The 18239-nt window shown below is 34.6% G+C and carries 20 protein-coding genes; 6 read left to right on the top strand and 14 right to left on the bottom strand.

Annotated elements, in window-relative coordinates:
- Positions 1-194 precede the first annotated feature (194 nt).
- Together crtL and AC6EIY_RS00365 are read left to right on the top strand one after the other, a co-directional pair.
- Positions 195-1481: a lycopene beta cyclase gene (gene crtL, locus AC6EIY_RS00370; RefSeq protein WP_498506985.1), complete on the top strand. Its 1287-nt coding sequence runs from the start codon at positions 195-197 to the stop codon at positions 1479-1481.
- A complete protein-coding gene (locus AC6EIY_RS00365; protein ID WP_498506984.1) occupies positions 1478-2191 on the top strand; it encodes an SDR family NAD(P)-dependent oxidoreductase in 714 nt (237 codons plus the stop codon). Before crtL ends, AC6EIY_RS00365 begins: the two co-directional genes overlap by 4 nt.
- Before the next feature lie 366 nt (positions 2192-2557).
- On the opposite strand, the gene AC6EIY_RS00360 is transcribed toward AC6EIY_RS00365, so the two are convergent.
- Positions 2558-3118: a GIY-YIG nuclease family protein gene (locus AC6EIY_RS00360; RefSeq protein ID WP_498506983.1), complete on the bottom strand. Its 561-nt coding sequence runs from the start codon at positions 3116-3118 to the stop codon at positions 2558-2560.
- A 183-nt stretch (positions 3119-3301) separates the two neighbouring features.
- On the opposite strand from AC6EIY_RS00360, the gene AC6EIY_RS00355 reads away from it, so the two are divergent.
- Complete coding sequence (locus AC6EIY_RS00355; RefSeq protein WP_498506982.1) at positions 3302-3970, top strand: glutathione S-transferase; 669 nt, start codon at positions 3302-3304, stop codon at positions 3968-3970.
- Positions 3971-3979: 9 nt separating this feature from the next.
- Here AC6EIY_RS00355 and AC6EIY_RS00350 read toward each other — a convergent pair whose 3' ends face one another.
- The 3 genes from AC6EIY_RS00350 to AC6EIY_RS00340 form a co-directional block, all read right to left on the bottom strand.
- Positions 3980-4237 (bottom strand): hypothetical protein, encoded by a 258-nt coding sequence (locus AC6EIY_RS00350; RefSeq protein WP_498462464.1) that lies wholly within the window; start codon positions 4235-4237, stop codon positions 3980-3982.
- Positions 4238-4311: 74 nt separating this feature from the next.
- Entirely contained in the window at positions 4312-5697 is a 1386-nt protein-coding gene (locus tag AC6EIY_RS00345) for a sodium/glutamate symporter (RefSeq protein ID WP_498506981.1), read from the bottom strand.
- Positions 5698-6141: 444 nt separating this feature from the next.
- On the bottom strand, positions 6142-7194 hold the full coding sequence (locus tag AC6EIY_RS00340; protein ID WP_498506980.1) for a chlorophyll a/b binding light-harvesting protein: 1053 nt from the start codon (positions 7192-7194) through the stop codon (positions 6142-6144).
- Between the two features lie 376 nt (positions 7195-7570).
- Between AC6EIY_RS00340 and AC6EIY_RS00335 the strand changes: the two genes are divergently transcribed.
- Complete coding sequence (locus tag AC6EIY_RS00335) at positions 7571-7735, top strand: hypothetical protein (RefSeq protein WP_498506979.1); 165 nt, start codon at positions 7571-7573, stop codon at positions 7733-7735.
- 46 nt (positions 7736-7781) lie between these two features.
- On the opposite strand, the gene AC6EIY_RS00330 is transcribed toward AC6EIY_RS00335, so the two are convergent.
- The 7 genes from AC6EIY_RS00330 to AC6EIY_RS00300 form a co-directional block, all read right to left on the bottom strand.
- On the bottom strand, positions 7782-8024 hold the full coding sequence (locus AC6EIY_RS00330) for a helix-turn-helix domain-containing protein (protein ID WP_498506978.1): 243 nt from the start codon (positions 8022-8024) through the stop codon (positions 7782-7784).
- Between the two features lie 51 nt (positions 8025-8075).
- Entirely contained in the window at positions 8076-8411 is a 336-nt protein-coding gene (locus AC6EIY_RS00325) for a TIGR02450 family Trp-rich protein (RefSeq protein ID WP_498506977.1), read from the bottom strand.
- Positions 8412-8474: 63 nt separating this feature from the next.
- Positions 8475-8684: a hypothetical protein gene (locus AC6EIY_RS00320; protein ID WP_498506976.1), complete on the bottom strand. Its 210-nt coding sequence runs from the start codon at positions 8682-8684 to the stop codon at positions 8475-8477.
- An 88-nt stretch (positions 8685-8772) separates the two neighbouring features.
- A complete protein-coding gene (locus AC6EIY_RS00315) occupies positions 8773-10176 on the bottom strand; it encodes a nucleotide sugar dehydrogenase (RefSeq protein ID WP_498506975.1) in 1404 nt (467 codons plus the stop codon).
- A 21-nt stretch (positions 10177-10197) separates the two neighbouring features.
- Positions 10198-11469, bottom strand: a complete 1272-nt coding sequence (hisS, locus tag AC6EIY_RS00310) for a histidine--tRNA ligase (RefSeq protein ID WP_498506974.1) — start codon at positions 11467-11469, stop codon at positions 10198-10200.
- A gap of 128 nt (positions 11470-11597) precedes the next feature.
- The gene (locus AC6EIY_RS00305; protein WP_498506973.1) at positions 11598-11885 is read right to left on the bottom strand and encodes a hypothetical protein; all 288 of its coding nucleotides are present in this window, start codon (positions 11883-11885) and stop codon (positions 11598-11600) included.
- Positions 11886-11979: 94 nt separating this feature from the next.
- Positions 11980-12681 carry a 3'-5' exonuclease gene (locus tag AC6EIY_RS00300; RefSeq protein ID WP_498508235.1) on the bottom strand — a complete coding sequence of 234 codons (702 nt, stop codon included), beginning with the start codon at positions 12679-12681 and terminating at the stop codon, positions 11980-11982.
- 285 nt (positions 12682-12966) lie between these two features.
- On the opposite strand from AC6EIY_RS00300, the gene AC6EIY_RS00295 reads away from it, so the two are divergent.
- On the top strand, positions 12967-13692 hold the full coding sequence (locus AC6EIY_RS00295; protein WP_498506972.1) for a DUF1350 family protein: 726 nt from the start codon (positions 12967-12969) through the stop codon (positions 13690-13692).
- A 2-nt stretch (positions 13693-13694) separates the two neighbouring features.
- Here the strand turns inward: AC6EIY_RS00295 and acs are convergent, their stop codons facing one another.
- Positions 13695-15671 carry an acetate--CoA ligase gene (gene acs, locus AC6EIY_RS00290; protein WP_498506970.1) on the bottom strand — a complete coding sequence of 659 codons (1977 nt, stop codon included), beginning with the start codon at positions 15669-15671 and terminating at the stop codon, positions 13695-13697.
- Positions 15672-15763: 92 nt separating this feature from the next.
- Here acs and AC6EIY_RS00285 point away from each other — a divergent pair, with 92 nt between their 5' ends.
- On the top strand, positions 15764-16462 hold the full coding sequence (locus tag AC6EIY_RS00285; RefSeq protein ID WP_498506969.1) for an HAD family hydrolase: 699 nt from the start codon (positions 15764-15766) through the stop codon (positions 16460-16462).
- On the opposite strand, the gene sds is transcribed toward AC6EIY_RS00285, so the two are convergent.
- Both sds and murI read right to left on the bottom strand, forming a co-directional pair.
- Positions 16446-17417, bottom strand: coding sequence for a solanesyl diphosphate synthase (gene sds, locus AC6EIY_RS00280; protein ID WP_498506968.1), 972 nt, complete (start codon positions 17415-17417; stop codon positions 16446-16448). The genes AC6EIY_RS00285 and sds overlap by 17 nt on opposite strands.
- Before the next feature lie 22 nt (positions 17418-17439).
- Positions 17440-18237 carry a glutamate racemase gene (gene murI / locus AC6EIY_RS00275; RefSeq protein WP_498506967.1) on the bottom strand — a complete coding sequence of 266 codons (798 nt, stop codon included), beginning with the start codon at positions 18235-18237 and terminating at the stop codon, positions 17440-17442.
- Positions 18238-18239 lie beyond the last annotated feature (2 nt).

Raw genomic sequence — 18239 nt, 5'->3', positions numbered from 1 at the left:
AATAAAATCATTAAGTTGATAAAAAACATTAATACTATTCATTGTTAATGCCATCAACAGCTATTGTTGATTCTATAGGCAGAGGTGATTAAAGTGGAAATTCAAGGAGGCAAACAAATAACTAAATATTATTACAAGAATTTAACTTCTATTTTTCGACTCCAACAAAACGGCAATGTTCCTCAAGAGGAACCATGAAAGCTAGTGCATTAAAAGATGCTCTAATACTAGGTTCAGGCCCAGGTGCATTATCAATTGCGGCAGCATTAGCAAGTGAAAACTTAAATGTTGAACTCTTATCGGAACAATCTCCAAAGGAGCCATGGCCCTTCACGTATGGCATTTGGGGTGAAGAGGTTGACGAGCTTGGACTAAGTCATTTGCTAGAACATCGATGGATTAACACCATTAGTTATTTTGGAGAAGGCGACAAGGATCCCAATTCCAAGAAGAATGAAGTTACAAAGCATAATCGAGATTATGGTCTTTTTGATAAAAATAAATTGCAAGCGTATTGGTTACAACAATGCAATAAAGCTGAAATAGAATGGCATAAAGGATCAGCAATCAACTTAGAAACCAATCATTTAATTAGCACAGTTAAAACTTCTAATGGTAAAGAACTAAATGCTCGATTAGTAATAGATGCAACGGGTTACAAACCAGTTTTTATTAAAGCTCCTAACCAAGGGCCAGTAGCAGTTCAAACTTGTTATGGAATTGTAGGAGAATTCAATACCCCACCCGTTGAAAAAGGTCAATTTGTACTAATGGATTATCGTTGTGACCATTTGGATCCAGAAGAAAGAAAAGAAGCTCCAACATTTTTATACGCTATGGACATGGGAGATGGAAAGTTTTTTTTAGAAGAAACATCCCTAGGTCTTTTTCCACCAGTCTCACTTGATGAGTTAAAAAGAAGACTGGAAAAAAGATTAGCGACCAGAGGTATAAAAATTAAAAGTCTTGAGCATGAAGAGCACGGATCATATTTGCCAATGAACATGCCTATCCCTGACTTAACGCAACCGGTCCTTGGCTTTGGAGGCTCAGCTGGAATGGTTCATCCTGCATCGGGATATATGGTTGGCAGTCTTCTAAGAAGGGCTCCTAAAGTTGCTAAAGCCCTTTCATTGGCAATGAAAGATCAAAAAGCATCCTCAGCCTCACTTGCTAAGAAAGGATGGCAAGTATTATGGCCATCGGAACTTAGAAGAAAACAGGCTATTTATAAATTTGGATTAGAAAAATTAATGCGATTTGAAGAGAAGTTACTTAGAGGATTTTTTGTTGAGTTTTTTAGTTTGCCTAATAAACAATGGTATGGATTCCTTACAAATACACTTAGCCTTAAAGAATTAATATTTGCTATGTGGAAAATGTTTAGAAAATCACCTTGGTCTATCAAACAAGGCTTGATGAACATGCATGGTAGAGAATTAAATTTATTATTTAAAGCGTTACTAATTAATAATAAATGAGAAAGATTCTTATAAGTGGATCAAGTAGAGGAATAGGTAAAGCGATAGCTTTAAAATTACTTAAGGAAGGACATTACATAAGCTTAGGAGTAAGAAAGAAAGAGGATTTAATCAATACAACTTTAGATCCAAAGTTAAATAAGTCAAATAGATTAATTGTAAACACCTACGATGCAACAAATGAAAATTCATCAAAGGAATGGATAGAAAGAACGGTAAAAACTTTTAACAATATTGACACTATAATTCATTGCGCAGGAATTTTTAAAAGAACAAGTCTTATTTTTAATGATAATGATATGCAAGATATTGAAAATTTATGGAAAGTTAATGTAATGGGACCTTGGATATTAACAAAAAATGCATGGAAGTACTTATCAAGCAATAATTCAGGACGAATAATTGTATTAGTATCGATGAGTGGAAAACGATCAAAAGGCAACTTAGCTGGTTATTCTATGAGCAAATTCGCTTTAATGAGTCTATGCCAAACCATGCGAAATGAAGGATGGGGAAAAGGTATTAGAGTTACTGCTATTTGCCCAGGATGGGTAAACACAGATATGGCTAAAGAAATAAATCATTTTCCGAAAAAAGATATGACCCAAGCAAATGATATTGCAAATATTTGTTCAAATTTACTTGATTTACCAAACAGTGCTGTTCCCTTCGAAATCGCCATAAATTGTCAACTTGAAAAATCAATTTAGAAAAAAGGTTTCTTTCCCTAAATAGGATTAGTAGTTTTCTTGAATGTGCCCAAGACTCCCAGAATTGCCTTACGGAGATACTTATGAAAGTAATTTCTATAAAAACTTCCAATGGCTTTACCTACAGAATATGTTCGTTGTATGAGCCCAACTATAAAATTAAAAAGCCACAAACATAGCAAAACAGTAATAGCCAAAGAAGCGATAGAGTAGACCTTATTAAGCTGTTCTTGTATTGGTTCTAAAAATTGAAGATAATCAGAAATGTTCATATTTGCTAAAGAACCTTATCACTAATTATTTTAATAGCCATAGTTCAATTATCAAGCAAGAAATAATATGTATAGAAACAAAAAGGGACTCTGATCAAAATGCAATTGAAAAATGGGAAAGAGTATATAGTACATATGCCGATGAAGTCATCGAAATAGCAATCAAAAAGCCTTTTATTCTGGTAAGAACTGTCGAAAAAAGCGGAAGATCATCAACATCGTAACCTCCAAAGCTACCAAAAATTGCAAGTGACCACATAGGAAGAGAGGAAAATAATATTGAAAGAAAAAAACTAAAAATAAACATATTATTTATTATAAATGAAATCAAAAAAGCTATGGTTGCAAATAACAAAGACCCATTTAAACCTATTCTTAACTCATCATTTAAAGTTTTTGGTAATTTACTTTTACCTTCTAAATGTTTTCTACAATTATTAACTTCTGATTCGGACAAACGAAAATAGTTCGTATCTGGGATTCTTTTTTTCTTATAAAGTCTTAGCAATCTCACCTGAAAGGATTTGGGGTCTTTAGTCTTGAAAGAAGAGATTATTTCACAAGGTTTCATTTTACTAGCCTCACTTTTCAAATCAGAAGTACATCCGAGTTTATATAAATCACCATTTTTCATTAAATAAACAAATTCTGACATAACTTAATTTTCTTGAGAAATGATACGATTGAAATATAAAAAAATGGATTATATCTTTATAGTAAAATATAATTTCCAAGGAAAAACGTAAAGGATACGCTTATGAAGCACATTCTTTACGATTTATAGGATTGACTAAACATATATTGGAATAGGTCACAAGTTGATTTTAACAGGAAAATTATGAAGCACAATATTCTATATAGCTTCAGACGATGTCCTTACGCCATTAGAGCTAGATGGGCTTTAGTAAATACAAATCAGATAGTGGAGTTAAGAGAGGTAATACTAAAGAACAAACCTATTGAATTAATTCAAATCTCAAAGAAAGCAACTGTACCTGTATTGAAAACTAGTTTAAATAAAGTAATTGATGAGAGTCTAGACATAATGATCTGGAGTATTGAAAGATCAAATAAGCATGCATTGCTTGGTAAAAATAGTGCTCAATCACAAGAAATATTTAGTCTCATACAAACAAATGATAAAATATTTAAATATCATTTGGATCGATATAAATATGCATCTAGATTCGATTTAGAGGAATCAAAAACTCATCGAACTGCTTGTATGAAAATACTTTTATCTTTAAACAATAGATTAAAAGAATTTTCAAATAAAGGTAAACCTCTATTTCTTGTTGATGCAAAAGAAACTTTAGCCGATTGGTCTATCTGGCCATTTGTGAGGCAATTTAGAATTGCGGAAATCAAAAAGTTTGATCAAAACCATGAAATTACGTTCTTAAGGAATTGGTTAAATTATTATTTAACTCACAAAAAGTATTCAGTAGTCATGAAAAAGAATGAACCTTGGAGTAAGCAAAATAATCCAATCATCTTTGGAGAATAAAGTAGAAAGTCATTCTGAAGACCTTCTTTTGTCAATGATTCTTGATAGCTCTAAGAAATAGCCAGCTGTGCAGAATTTACCTAAATTTCTATCTCTGTTCCCTATATCACTCCTAAACTCAGCAGTCTCTGCCATAACCAAATCTAACTGATCTTGAGGCAACTCATAGAGTTCTCTTAATTCAACCTCTTTTCCTAAAAGATGACTTTTAAACCATTTTTCTTTTAATTCTTGTGGAGGAATATCTTTGTAAATTTGTCGGTTCATATAAAAGGGGGGAGAAATAGTTTATTAAAACTAACATTTTTACAAGTTATAACTTCTTCTAAGTGTATTAATTGTCATGCTGAGGCTTTAGTATATTTGAACTGCAAAGATATTGCGACTGCGCATAATGATAATGAAATTACTCCACAAAATTCAGTCCACTCCCTAAGCCCAAAATTACTAATAAACAAAGGTGCTATTACAGTAATTAATCCTCCAGAAAGAAGTGGTTGAAGAAATAATTGCTTAATAGAAAATACAGGTAAAGTATTAGTAGAGTTTCTTGGATCAGCCAATCTCAAAAGCAATAGTCCACTGGCTGCAACCCCCGTTGAATTTCCAAACTCTGCTATCGCTCTTTCAAACCATTCTTCTTTAAAAAATAATCTAGAAAAAATCAACATCCCTGCAAGATTCCAAATCAAACCCCCAATGGCCAAAATAGTTATGGGTAGCCAGTAGTCAAGCAATAAAGGTAAATTCAATCCCGCCATAGCAGTAATGATAAGCAAATCTGTTGAGAGTATCCCAATCTCACGTTGAAAAAGTGATGAGACAAATTTTGTATTCCCAGTTTTTTCCAATGAAAATCTTATAAGAAATGAACCAATTAAAGCCAACGGAAATAGAGGGAAAGCTAACATCACCTGTTTAGTTATATCTCCTAAGTATTGAGAAGATAGTCTTAAACAATAGAGTAAAAAAATACCAACTAATACCGCTAATCCTGCCAGAGCAAAGTTATACAGAAGCAACTTAAATTGTTCAATTGGTTTGAATTCTAAATTTGTATCATTTAAATCATTGATGATCTCCTTTTCAGCAGGTACTAGCCATCCAAAGAACCTACCTAGCACGACCAAACAGCTCCCTAATAAAGTTGAAGATAGTAAGCCTACAGTTGCCATAGCAAAACCTAGATCTAATCCCTCTGGGAAACCTAACTGCCTAAAAGTGTCTCCCATTATTGCGGCGGCCCCATGTCCTCCTTCAAACCCAACCTCAATAATGCATCCCATCAGTGGATCTACCCCTAAATAAGGAAGTAGAAATGACAATACAATTATGCCGCCAACAACATATTGGCCAAAACCCAGAACAAGTCCCAACAATGCCTGCGAGGCAACTGGTTTCCATAAAACGCTGATTCTCGGAATAGGCCTTCCTAACATTAAAGTCGCAAACACCAAGGTAAGCAAAGGAGTTGGTAATTGCATCCAAGTACTCAAAACCCTTTCTGGCAATAATGAAAAAGGTCCATAAGGACCAATTAAAAAGCCTAAGGCTCCAACTAATAGGGCTATTGGAATACCAAATCTTTCTAACTTCATCGCAGAATCCAATCGTCTACCCAGGGTTAAAAGAATCCCTATGATTCCAAGCAAACCCAAAGAAAGAACTAATGTTGGGATTGCATTAATTTTATATAGGTCATCAAAACCAAAAATCAACTGGCTCATCTATTAATTCACTTACGAAATAAATAAAACCTAAAAAAATAATATCCCATATGAATATTAAATATCCAAATCAAATTTTGTTCTTATTATATCTCAACCAACTCTTTTACTTACCCTTAATTTTTTAGTAAATATCTGATTAAGCATGAATTAGCTCATGATAAATAAATTTATTTAAAATAAAAATAAAATTCTATATATACTTAAGTAATAAAAAAACATCAGCATTTGAAATGAGCTCATCCAAACCAATTTTTAATATTAAATCTAACTAATTGCTTTTTTCCATATTTAGGAATTATAACTCTCTAATTATTAAATTTAAATAAATCATTCATTTTACATAATCCATAACTTAAACATCAAGCAATAAAAAATAACACTGCCTAATAAAAAAGGCCCCAGATAAAGAGGGGCCTTTTTTATTGAGTTAATTTTATTTAACTACTTTAATGATACAGAAGCAGTATCAAGATTACTCAAAGCATTTGTTACTCGTTTGAAATCGAATCCCATTGCCCTTAGAGCATGCCAAAGATGACCTTGGATAAAGAAGAACCCAAAGTAATAATGAACGTTAGAGAGCCAAGCACGAGATGTATGAGCTCCGTTAGGGAGATCAACAGTATCTATCCAATAAGGAGAAATGCCAAACTTAAGCGCCAATGGTTCACCGAACCATTCAACCGGATAGACAGTAGTGTTTTGCGCGCACCAGAATGCTGCAACAACTGCCATCCAGCCAATACCAGCTAGAGACCAAGAAAGAATAGCTTCTGCGGAAAGAAGACCAGCTCCTTTGAACTTCGTATATTCTCCAACTTGCTTTGTAGCGATATGGAAGGCTCCACCAGTAATTTCCAAGAAAGCCAAGAAAGCATGACCTCCCATAACATCTTCCAAACTGTCAATTGTAAGGAAGTCAAACTGGTGGTCCCAAATATGACTCAAATTAAGATCATATTCAACCTGGCGAATAGCACCAACAGCAGGATCATAAATTCCATGAATTCTGGCCCATTCAACAAACCAAATACAAGCAACTCCAAAGAAAATCAAATGATGTCCAAGGATGAAAGTCTGGTTGTCAGGGTTATCCCATTCAAGTTTAAATTTCCTAGCTTGAACTACTGAAGAGTCCTGCATATCACTAGAGAAAAGCAATGAATGCATTAATCCACCAGCACCATAAACCATAGACAAAACTAAGTGAACGACTGCAATTGAAACGACTGCAGTACCACCCACAAAAGTACCTGTCTCATCAAAACCTAAACCTAGAGCTGCTAAATGAGGAAGCGCAATTAAAGGCTGATGACCCATTGGTACAGATGGGTCAAAACGAGCCAATTCAAATAACGTGAAGGCACCAGCCCAGAAAGCAATCAAGCCGGTATGAGCGGCATGTGCAGCAATAAATTTGCCTGAGCGGTTGGTGACCCCTGAGTTGCCAGCCCACCACCCGTAGGTGACACCTGGATTTCCATAGGTCTGCATTAGAAGTGCAATTTTTTCAAAACCGATCGGAGATTACTGCAAATTCACGAAATAAACATGCAAGAGAAAGAATCTGTAAATTTTTTTTATTATTTAAATCCGACAGAACAAAAAAAATTATCAGAAAAATAATTTTTGAAATAGAAAAAACTGAACGCAGAGTATTAATTACATATGAAACCATGCATTCCCTCAAACTAAGAATCTTTTAGTTAAAGAATTAATTGATACATAAAAAATATTTATATCAGGCATTCGAGACCAATCAAGGGGAAAAATCAATATAATCACACTCAAATATGTAATTAATATAAAAGATCAATTTGCTGTCTTTATTTACAACTATTAAATAATTAAATACATTTATGTTAATGCCATGGCATTGAAACCACTTAATGGCCTAGAGATGGAGACAGAGGATCATTATAGAGAAAAAGCGAATTCCTATAGAACTTCCCCTCAATACGGGAAAATGATTTCTCTTTATCCAGTTCTTGAGTGGACTATAAAAGACTGTAAAGGAGAAAATTTGGTAGCTTAGAACACAATGTTTTTATAAAATCTACTCATTGAAATCTTTATATTGGTTAAGCAGCTATTTGCTTAACCGAAACATGATTTTCTTTCCAATTTTGAATAACTTCTTTACATAGACTTATATGATAAAAAGGTATTGGTTTCCATGGCAATTGATCTGGATCAGTCGAACTTCTCCAATGAAAGCCAGGTTTTAAATATCCTTCTTCTCTCAAAGATTCTAACGTTTGCTCATTTAATTTTAAAAAAGCACTAGCTTCTTTTTCTGACAACCAATTGGAAAGCTCTATCATCTTTAGTAAATCTTTCTCTTTTTTTAACGTAAAGACCTCAAAAAAGAAAGGTTATGTATTCCGAAACCAGGGTCTAATGAAATCCTTCGTTATGGGTATTGTTAAGCCAGAATCAATAGATAGATGCGTAAATGAATCAGTTATTTTCTCAATACTTTGAATACTCTGAAAATTCTTTGAACAATTTCTTTCACTCCATCCAGGTTCCCAATGAGACGAATCAATTAATTGAGACCAAGAAACTTTCACAACCAAACTCGATTCAAGAACAGAAATCAAGATAACCCATCTATCCTCAAGTGTGCCTCCATAACTTATAGCGACAAAATGAGTCTGCCCTTCAATTAAAAATTTACTAGTCCATGCTTTTAAAGGAGGCCAAATCATAAAAAAGGTTGATTTTTCATTGGAATTTTAATGTATCAATCTTTTAGATTTAATAAATAAAAATTATTTTTTATTATTCTTTAATTTGATATATTCTTTTCTAATTGATTTCAATAATTCTTTTTTCTTTTTCATTGATTCGTCCTTTTCTTTTGAATCTATTTCCAGCCTTTCTTCTTTGGATAGGTCCATCCATCCATATATATTAGAAGTAGATTTAATTTCTTTTTGATTTCTTTTTCTCTGTCTTTTAAAAATAAATTCAAGGATCATCTTTTTGTAAAAATAAATTAATTAAAAACTAAACATATTTTTTTAATTTAAGAATAAATCAAAAAAATATAGTTTGTATTAATTTATTTTAACTCCCTTCACCTAGCTTCCAGAGATTTATGTCTGTATTCTCGATTTCTTGTCGACTGACAACTGATCTAGTATCAAAGATCCAAGCTGGTGATCTCATTAAAGAAGCTAAATAATTCCAATCAAGTCCAAAGAATTCATCCCAAGCTGTAAGAATTAAAACAGCATCAGCATTTTTCAATGCTTCTGGAATGGAATTGGCCATTTTCCAAATCCCTTGATTATTTAATGAAAACTTTTCTAGATCTTCCTCTATTCTCTCAAATGACACCTTTGGGTCATAAATTGATAAAATAGCCCCTTCTTCGAGCAAATCACCAGAAATACTTATTGCAGGAGACTCTCGAGTGTCGTTTGTATTTGCTTTAAAGGAAAAGCCGAGTATTGCTATGTTCTTTCCATTAACTGTACCGAAAAGCTTCTCAAGAACAATTTTGTAAATCCTATCTTGCTGCCAAGTATTTAATTCCACAACTTGACTCCAGTATTTTGCAACCTCTGGCAACCCAAAATATCCACTTAAATAAACCAAATTCAAAATGTCCTTTTTAAAGCAGCTTCCTCCAAAGCCAGGGCCTGCACTAAGAAACTGATTACCTATCCTTTTATCTGTTCCTATTGCTTTTGCAACTTCCGTAACATCAGCCCCAGTAGCTTCACAAAAAGCGGAAATAGAATTTATGGAACTAATTCTTTGCGCAAGAAATGCATTCGCAGCTAATTTTGAAAGCTCGCTACTCCATAAATTCGTACAAATAATCTGTTCATGAGGAACCCAATTCAAATAAATATTAACTAGCGCCTCCACAGCCTCAGGATCTTCTCCTCCAATTAAAACCCTATCGGGATTTTCCAAGTCATTAATAGCAGTTCCCTCAGCCAAGAATTCAGGATTCGATAAAACAGAGAAAGTTTTTGATATTTCATTTTTATTGTTATCTCTATTTGTTGTCTTAAGTATCTCGTTTATTGCTTGAGCAGTACGGACTGGAAGAGTACTTTTTTCTATTACTATTGTGTGCCCTTTTGAATATTTAGCTACTTGCCTGGCACTAGCTTCTACCCAACTAAGATCACTTGCTTGTCCAGCCCCAAGACCTTTTGTTTTTGTTGGAGTGTTAACTGAAATAAAAACCATATCAGCATGAGATATTGCCTTTGCCATTTCCGAGCTAAAAAAAAGGTTTCGTCCTCTCGTTCGTGAAATTATTCGATCTAGTCCAGGTTCAAATATTGGCAATTTGTTGAGATCTGAATTATTCCATGCGTCAATTCGTTCTTTATTGATATCAACGACCCTGACTTCTATATCGGGACATTTATCTGCAATAACAGACATTGTTGGCCCCCCAACATAACCAGCACCAATACAACATATTTTTTGAATTTTAATAGAGCTCATTTAAAACTATCCATCATTTTATTAATCAATCAATATTTTAACTAACTGATCTAGATCCTCCTTTAAAAAAATACATTCATTATTCTCGACATCATTTGATTTATCTCTTAATTTCTTCATCAATAATTGACCTTTTGATGCTTCATCCTCCCCTATAATTAATGCCCATTTTGCCTTGCTCTTATCTGCACGCTTAAATTGTTTAGAGAAAGATGAGCCTGAGTAATCCAATTCAATTTTCAAGTTGAATGATCTTAACTTACAAGTAATTTCCAAAGCAAGTTGCTCGGCGTTTTCGCCTCTATGAATGACATAAATGTCTGGAGATTTAGAGTCTAAAATTTTTTCTCCAGCAAGTATTATGAGCCTTTCCATCCCAATAGCCCATCCAATTGACGGGGTTTGAGGACCTCCTAATTCGCTTATTAGCCCATCGTAACGACCTCCACCACAGACAGTCGCTTGAGAGCCTAAAAGATCACTTGTGATTTCAAAGGCTGTATGTGAATAATAATCAAGTCCCCTTACCAAATTATTGTTGATTTTGTACGGGATCTTTAGCTTGTCGAGTAGATTCAATAAAGAATCAAATCTAATCTTACTTTTTTTCGATAAAAAGTCGTTTAAAGAAGGAGCTTCAAATAAAAGTTCTTTCGTGGAATTATTTTTACTATCTAATATTCTTAGGGGATTAACATTTATTCTTTTCTGGGAATCTTCATCCAACAAATCAAATCTCTGATTAAGCCAATTCTTTAACTCTTCTTTGAAAATATTTCGGTCTTCATTACTTCCAAGACTATTAATTTCTAAAGTCAAATCAACTAGACCAACATCCTTTAAAAAGTCCCAAGCAATTGAAATAACCTCAGCGTCACTAATAACAGAAGACAATCCAACAAATTCAACTCCAATCTGATGGAACTGCCTTTGTCTTCCTGCTTGAGGTCGCTCGTATCGGAACATTGGACCTCTATACCAAAGTCTTTGAGGTCCATTATTTAATAATCCATGTTGAACTATTGACCTCGCAACAGAAGCTGTTCCCTCAGGTCTCAAAGTGCAAGAACGACCACCTCTATCGTCAAAGCTGTACATTTCTTTGCCCACAACATCAGTATTTTCTCCAATTCCCCTTGAAAACAATTCAGTTTGCTCGATAATCGGTGTTCTAATTTCATTAATCCCAGCCAGACTAAAATTTTTTAGTGCAATTGATTCAACCTTTTGCCAACCCTGACTTTGAGCAGGTAAAAGATCTACCATTCCTCTTAAATTCTTGAAATTAGTCAAAGTAGCTTCAGCAAAATTATTTGTTGTTTGTTTTTATAGTAATTGAATACGTAAACTATTAAATAATATTTATTAAGTGATTCTGCTAAACCAAATTGTTAAGACTAAATTTAGAAAGAGATTTGAGTCTAATCCTCTAATCGGGTAGCACCTGAATATTTAATCAACCAATAATTAACTCTTCTTCTCACATTAAAAGGCATTTCATTTTGGAGTTGAATTAACTCTATAGCTCCTAGTCGTTTTAGTTCTTTTGACTCAAGACTCCACATTTTTTCCGCTTCACAAATCAAACGAGCCCAACTTCTTGAATACTGCCATTGCCTGAGACGCTTTTTTAATTCATTACCGTCAGTCTTACTTTTAACAAGACCAAACTGACCAACTATATTTTCCTTAGTGAAATATTTTCTCATAAATCAATCATGGAAAGAACTCTAAAAAACTCATTTATCAATACATTAAACATATAGCAAAGATTTGAAATGAGTACTTTATGAAAAATCCGCTTCAATCATAAAAATCAACAACCTGTACGGGGAATTCTAATTTTTCCATATCCCTACGACTCATTTTTCTAGACCAGGCACCCTTAATTGCATCATTCCACCTAAAACCAGCGTCTTTTGCCAGATGCCTTTTCTCATAGGAGATCTCAGCACGAAGCAAAACTTTTGGTTCTAGCGCTCTAATCAACAATTTTTCAAGTTCACCACATCTTTTGAAGACCTCTGCCAAATATATGCAATCTGTCAAAGCTCTGTGTGCATTCCAAACTGGTACACCATAAGCCAATGCAAGATCTCTTACTGATGGGCGCGTCTTCAATTGTCTATCAGCTGGCCAAGTTATATCATCCATAGAGCAAATCCATTTTTTTTCAATTTGAGGCAATTTTTTAAAACCAAACCATTTCATATCAAATTCTGCATTGTGAGCAACAACTACATCTGATACTCGAACTAAAGATTCGAAATATTTAATCGCTTCAGATACAGGTTGAGGCAATCTAGTAATTTCAGCAGGAATATTATTGATTTTTTCTGCTTTGTTGCTTTCAACAGGTAAAAGGAAGGATTGCTGCGCTAACACAGATCTACTTTTGACATTAAAAAGGATCGAACCTACTTCAAGACAATCATCTTTTTCATTATCGAGGCCTGTGGTTTCCGTATCCAAAATCAGGATATTCTCAGGTGAACTCTCTTTCATTAAAATTCCAATCCGTTCTTCGTTTAATTTGGAAGACTTTCTTTCTCCTAGATCTTTCTCTTTCTTATTGGCAATTTTTTTTGTTTTTCCATTTAGAAAGTCAAGCTGCTCACTCTCTTTCTGATGATTTCGCTCTTCTTTCACATTAAAATTAATTAGTCATGCTTCTATTATTATCAAAAAAATAGAGTTGAATAAAAAACTTAGCACAACATTAAAAGAAAAGATACTTATATTTAATTTATAATCGTTGTCTATATTTCTTTAAAGAGTGACTATTCATCGATGAGCACTATTAGACGTATAAATAATATTTTATGTCAATGGCCATATAGGCCAGTAGGTCTAATAGAAATAATTGGAGGTAGCTATATTTCAATAAAGCCAGAAGTTACATATAAAAGACTTATTTCTGCTTTTTTGCAAAGAAATTTTGCAGTACATTCATGGAGCTATATACCTAACTTTGACCATCAACTTCAATCGAATCAAGCCTGGAAAGAGTTTCGTAAATCTCAAAAAGTGCTTGAGAGAAGAGTCGGCTTAATACCAAAATCAATAAGGTTGGGTCATAGTCTTGGTTGCAAATTACATTTACTCGCACCTGATGGAGGGAGGAATTGCGATGGTTTAGTAGCTATAAGCTTTAATAATTTCAAGGCAGCTAAATCTATCCCTATGCTTAGGGAAGTGTCACAAAGAATAAATTTCCAAACTGAATTCAGTCCAAGTCCTGTCGAGACATTCAATCTTATTAGAGAACACTATGAGCAAAAAAATAATCTATTAATAAAATTCAAAAATGATAATCTAGATCAAAATAATTTATTACTTAAATTACTGAAAGATAGAAATTCAGATAAGTCTGAACTAATTCGACTTGAGGGTAATCATTTAACCCCAGTAAGCTTAGGTCTTAGAGAAAAATTCATGAAATCTAATTCCCAGAAATTTTCAAAATACGAAAAAATTAATTCGATAGTAGATCAAATAACAAATTGGGAACTTTAATATTAACTTCTTAATTTGTCTAAAACTGATCTATCTTCAAGAGTACTTGTATCTCCGCTTATTTCATCGCCCGAAGCCAGTGCCCTCAAAATTCTGCGCATTATTTTTCCACTTCTTGTTTTAGGAAGAGAATCAGTGAATTTAATTTCATCAGGTTTGGCAATGGGTCCTATTTCATTAACAACGTGCTTTTTTAATTGTGCATCAATATTTTCATCACCTTCTACTCCTATTTTCAAAGTGACAAAGGCTACTATTGATTCCCCTTTTAAATCATCGGGTCTACCAACAACTGCAGCTTCTGAGACAAACTCATTACTAACCAAAGCTGATTCTATTTCCATTGTCCCAAGCCTATGACCAGAGACATTTATAACATCATCAACTCGACCCATAACCCAAAAATAACCTTCTTCATCTTTTCGAGCTCCATCTCCAGCAAAGTATATGTAGCTATTGTCTGAAGGTTTTAAATACTCCCAATAACTCTCTCTGAATCTTTTTTCATCTCCATAAACATTTCTCATCATTCCAGGCCATGGTCTTTTAACTACTAAATATCCACCCTCATTATTAGCCACAGAATCCCCGTCTGAATTGACTACATCGGCTTCAATGCCAGGCAAAGGGAAAGTTGCTGATCCAGGCTTGGTTGAAGTCGCTCCAGGGAGAGGACTAATCATTACTCCACCAGTTTCTGTTTGCCACCATGTATCAACTATTGGGCACCTCCCTCCTCCTATGACATCTCGATACCAGATCCAAGCCTCAGGATTGATGGGTTCTCCAACAGTTCCTAAAAGTCTCAAACTAGATAAATCGTATTGATTAGGAATCTTTTCTCCCGCTTTCATAAAGGCCCTTATAGCGGTTGGAGCAGTATAAAATATCGAAATTTTATGTTTTTGAATTACATCCCAAAAAGCCCCTGGATTTGATGGCCTAGGAACTCCTTCATACATAACAGTAGTTGCCCCATTAGATAGTGGGCCGTAAACGATATAACTATGTCCAGTTATCCATCCCACATCAGCGGTGCACCAATAAACATCATTTTCACGAATATCAAAAATCCATTTAAAGGTTAAATGAGCCCAAAGGTTATACCCAGCAGTTGTATGAACCACTCCCTTCGGCTTACCTGTAGACCCTGAGGTATATAGAACAAATAAGCAATCCTCACTATCCATGTGCTCTGGCAGACATTCTTCAGATTGACTATCTACAACTTCATGCCACCAATGATCTCTCACATCATCCATGACAATATTTTTTTTAGTCCGTTGAACAACAATTACTGATTCGACCTTTGGACAGACACCACCTGCCAATGCTGAGTCAACAGCATCTTTAAGAGGAATTACCTTATCTTTTCTAAAGCCGCCATCAGCTGTAATTATTGCTTTTGCTTCTCCATTAATTAGTCGGTCTCTAAGTGCCTCAGAGGAAAAGCCTCCAAATACCACTGAATGTGGTGCTCCAATTCTTGCACAAGCAAGCATTGCAATTGCGGCTTCAGGAACCATAGGCATATACAAAGCCACAAGATCTCCTTTGCCTATACCTATAGATTTGAGTGCATTAGCGGCTTTGCAAACTTCTTTGTGTAGTTGTTTATAAGTATATTTTCTTCGATCACCTGGCTCGCCCTCCCAAATTAATGCGACTTTTTCTGCTGTTGGAGTATTTAAATGGCGATCTAAGCAATTAAAAGAAATATTAATCTTGCCTCCTTCGAACCATTTTGCGAATGGTGGTTTAGACCAATCAAGTACTTTATCAAAAGGTTTAAACCAATTTAATTCTTCTATAGCCGCATCACCCCAAAACTTATTTGGATCTGATTTAGCCATCTGCGACATTGTTAAATACTGAGAAAAAGATGAGATTCTACTTTTACTGGCAAAATCTTCAGAGGGAGGGAAAACTCTCTGTTCGTGAAGAACAGACTCAATAGAGTTAGAATTGTCTGAATTCATGAAAGATAAAAACAACTTTTCATTTATTGCATTCAAGCTATTTCTGGGCAAAAGGCTTGGATAGTGAAACTCTTATTTAAAACAAATTCACAATGAAGAAAGATTGGAATTTTCCTAAAGCATTTTTATTTGATCTTGATGGTGTTTTAATTAATTCAGAACCCTTACATGGACAGGCATGGAAAGAAACCGCTGCGTTTTTTGATTTAAATCTTACTCAAAGCCAACTAAAACTCCTAAGAGGCAGAAGAAGAATTGATTGTGCAAATGAATTGCTTAAATTGATTCCTGAGAAAGTCAAATTAGAAGACTTACTGAATCTACATAAACCTATTTCAAAGAAACTCATTCTCACAGCGCAAGCAATGCCTGGTGGAGAGAGTTTAGTCAAATGGTGTTATGAAAACAATATCCCAATGGCATTAGTGACAAGTAGCAGCAATGAATCTGTCGACATTAAAACTTCCCCTCATAAATGGATGAATCTATTTTCTTTAAGGGTTCTTGGTGATGACGAACAACTTTACAGAGGGAAACCTGCTCCTGATCCATATCTTTTAGCTGCTGAAAAATTAAATATTGCGCCTCAAGAATGCTGGGCTATTGAAGATTCAATTTCCGGAGTTTCTTCAGCACTTGAGGCGGGATGTTTTGTTTTCTTTTTAAAAGAAAAAAATAATGACCTTCCGAAACAAGAAATTTTTGAACAAAACAAAAATTTAAAAGAAATAAATCATCTAAAAGAAATTGAGAAAATATTAAATGACTTTCTAATTAATAAAGCCTGCTGATAACAAATTCAGGCAATTCAAGCAATGCTTTTTTTGATGGTGAATCTGGTAACCAAGAAATTGAATCTTTAGACTCCGAAGCAAATTTCTCTGCTAATTCTCTTGATTTCCTAATCGCGCTTGAATCCCTTACTAGAGAAAGAGCCTTATCAAGATCATCTTTTTGGGAGAATTTAGCATTAATAAGTTCGCCAAGAGCTGGATTCTCCTCCATCGCATAGAAAACAGGCGCAGTAAGGTAACCACTTTGCAGATCACTTGCCGCAGGCTTCCCTAGCTGTTCATCATTACCAGTAAAATCGAGAATATCATCAACGACTTGAAAAGCTAATCCTAATTGTCTTCCATAGAAATAGAGCGAATCTAAGCTCTCTTGATCCACATCGGATAAGACACCAATTGCCTTTGAGCTATTAGCAATAAGGGAAGCAGTTTTACAATAGCTTTTCTCTAAATAACCCTCAAAGGATTGACTAGAGTCAAATCTATTTAGACCCTGTTTTATTTCTCCTTCAGCTAAATCCATAATTACCCTGCTTAACAATTTAACAACATCTAAATTCTCAAGGTTTGCTAAATGCCAACTCGCTTGTGCAAACAAAAAATCCCCTGCAAGGACAGCTATCCTCGGATCAAATCGGCTATGTACGGTTTCAACACCTCTTCGGATATCTGCTTCATCAACAACGTCATCATGAACAAGGGAAGCGGTATGAATCATCTCCGTGATTTGGGCTAATTTTCTATGCTTCAAAGGAAGATCTTTTTCAGTAGTCAAGGCTCTTGAGATCAACAGGACGATTCCAGGTCTTAAACGTTTTCCCCCTGCGCTAAAAAGGTGTTCTGCAGCCGCCTGCAAAATAGGGTGTCCAGCACCTATGAGGCTGCGTAGATCCAAAAGCAAAGCTTCTAGATCAAGTTCTATAGGTTGAAGAATTTCCGTGGCTGTAGTCATAGAAGCGCTCTGCTTTTTGATATTAAGAGACACAACCCTTCTTCTGCAGTGAAACGAGATTAACTTCAGGAAACACGTTTAACCAATGCTGGGCTTTAAGAGGAAAATGCTTTTGATCGGAGGTCACATAAAACTTTGATTCAACTAAAAATTTTTTCTTTGAAAAATTGCTCATTTTTGAATCCATAAACAACTTTAATTTCAAAGAAAGAGCTTCAGCAGGGTCTATCAATTTAACACTGGGCGGTAATATTTTAGTGAGTAAAGGGGTTATTAGAGGATAATGACTACATCCAAGAATTAAAGTATCAATTTTCTGATTTAAAAGAGGCTGTAAATATCCAATTGCAACATTAGTAAGATCCTCTGAATTAATATTGCCCATTTCAATCATTGGCACAAATTCCGGACATGGTTGCTCAATTACAAAAGTTTTTGGCTTATATTTTAAAATCGCATTTGTGTAAGCCTTTGTTCTTACTGTAGATGGGGTAGCAATAACACCCACCCTTGATTCTTGGATAGTTGAGGCTGCAGAGCCAATTAAGTCAAAAACAGGAACATCTAAATTCTTCTTAAGCAAATCCAATGCTATTGCATTAGTTGTGTTACAAGCAACCAAAAAAGCATCGATATTTTGCTGACTAAACCAAGACGATATTTCTTCAGCAATTTGCATAATCTCATAGGTTGTCTTCAATCCATAAGGAAGTCTTGCCGTATCAGCAAAATATATAAATGAAGAATTTGGACATAATTCGAGCACCTTTTTTAAGACCGTGAAGCCCCCAACACCACTATCAAATAATCCAAGACGCATAT

The organism is Prochlorococcus sp. MIT2304 (assembly GCF_059772405.1).
Note: the sequence above shows the minus strand (reverse complement) of the source record. Positions and strands in the feature narration are given on the sequence as shown.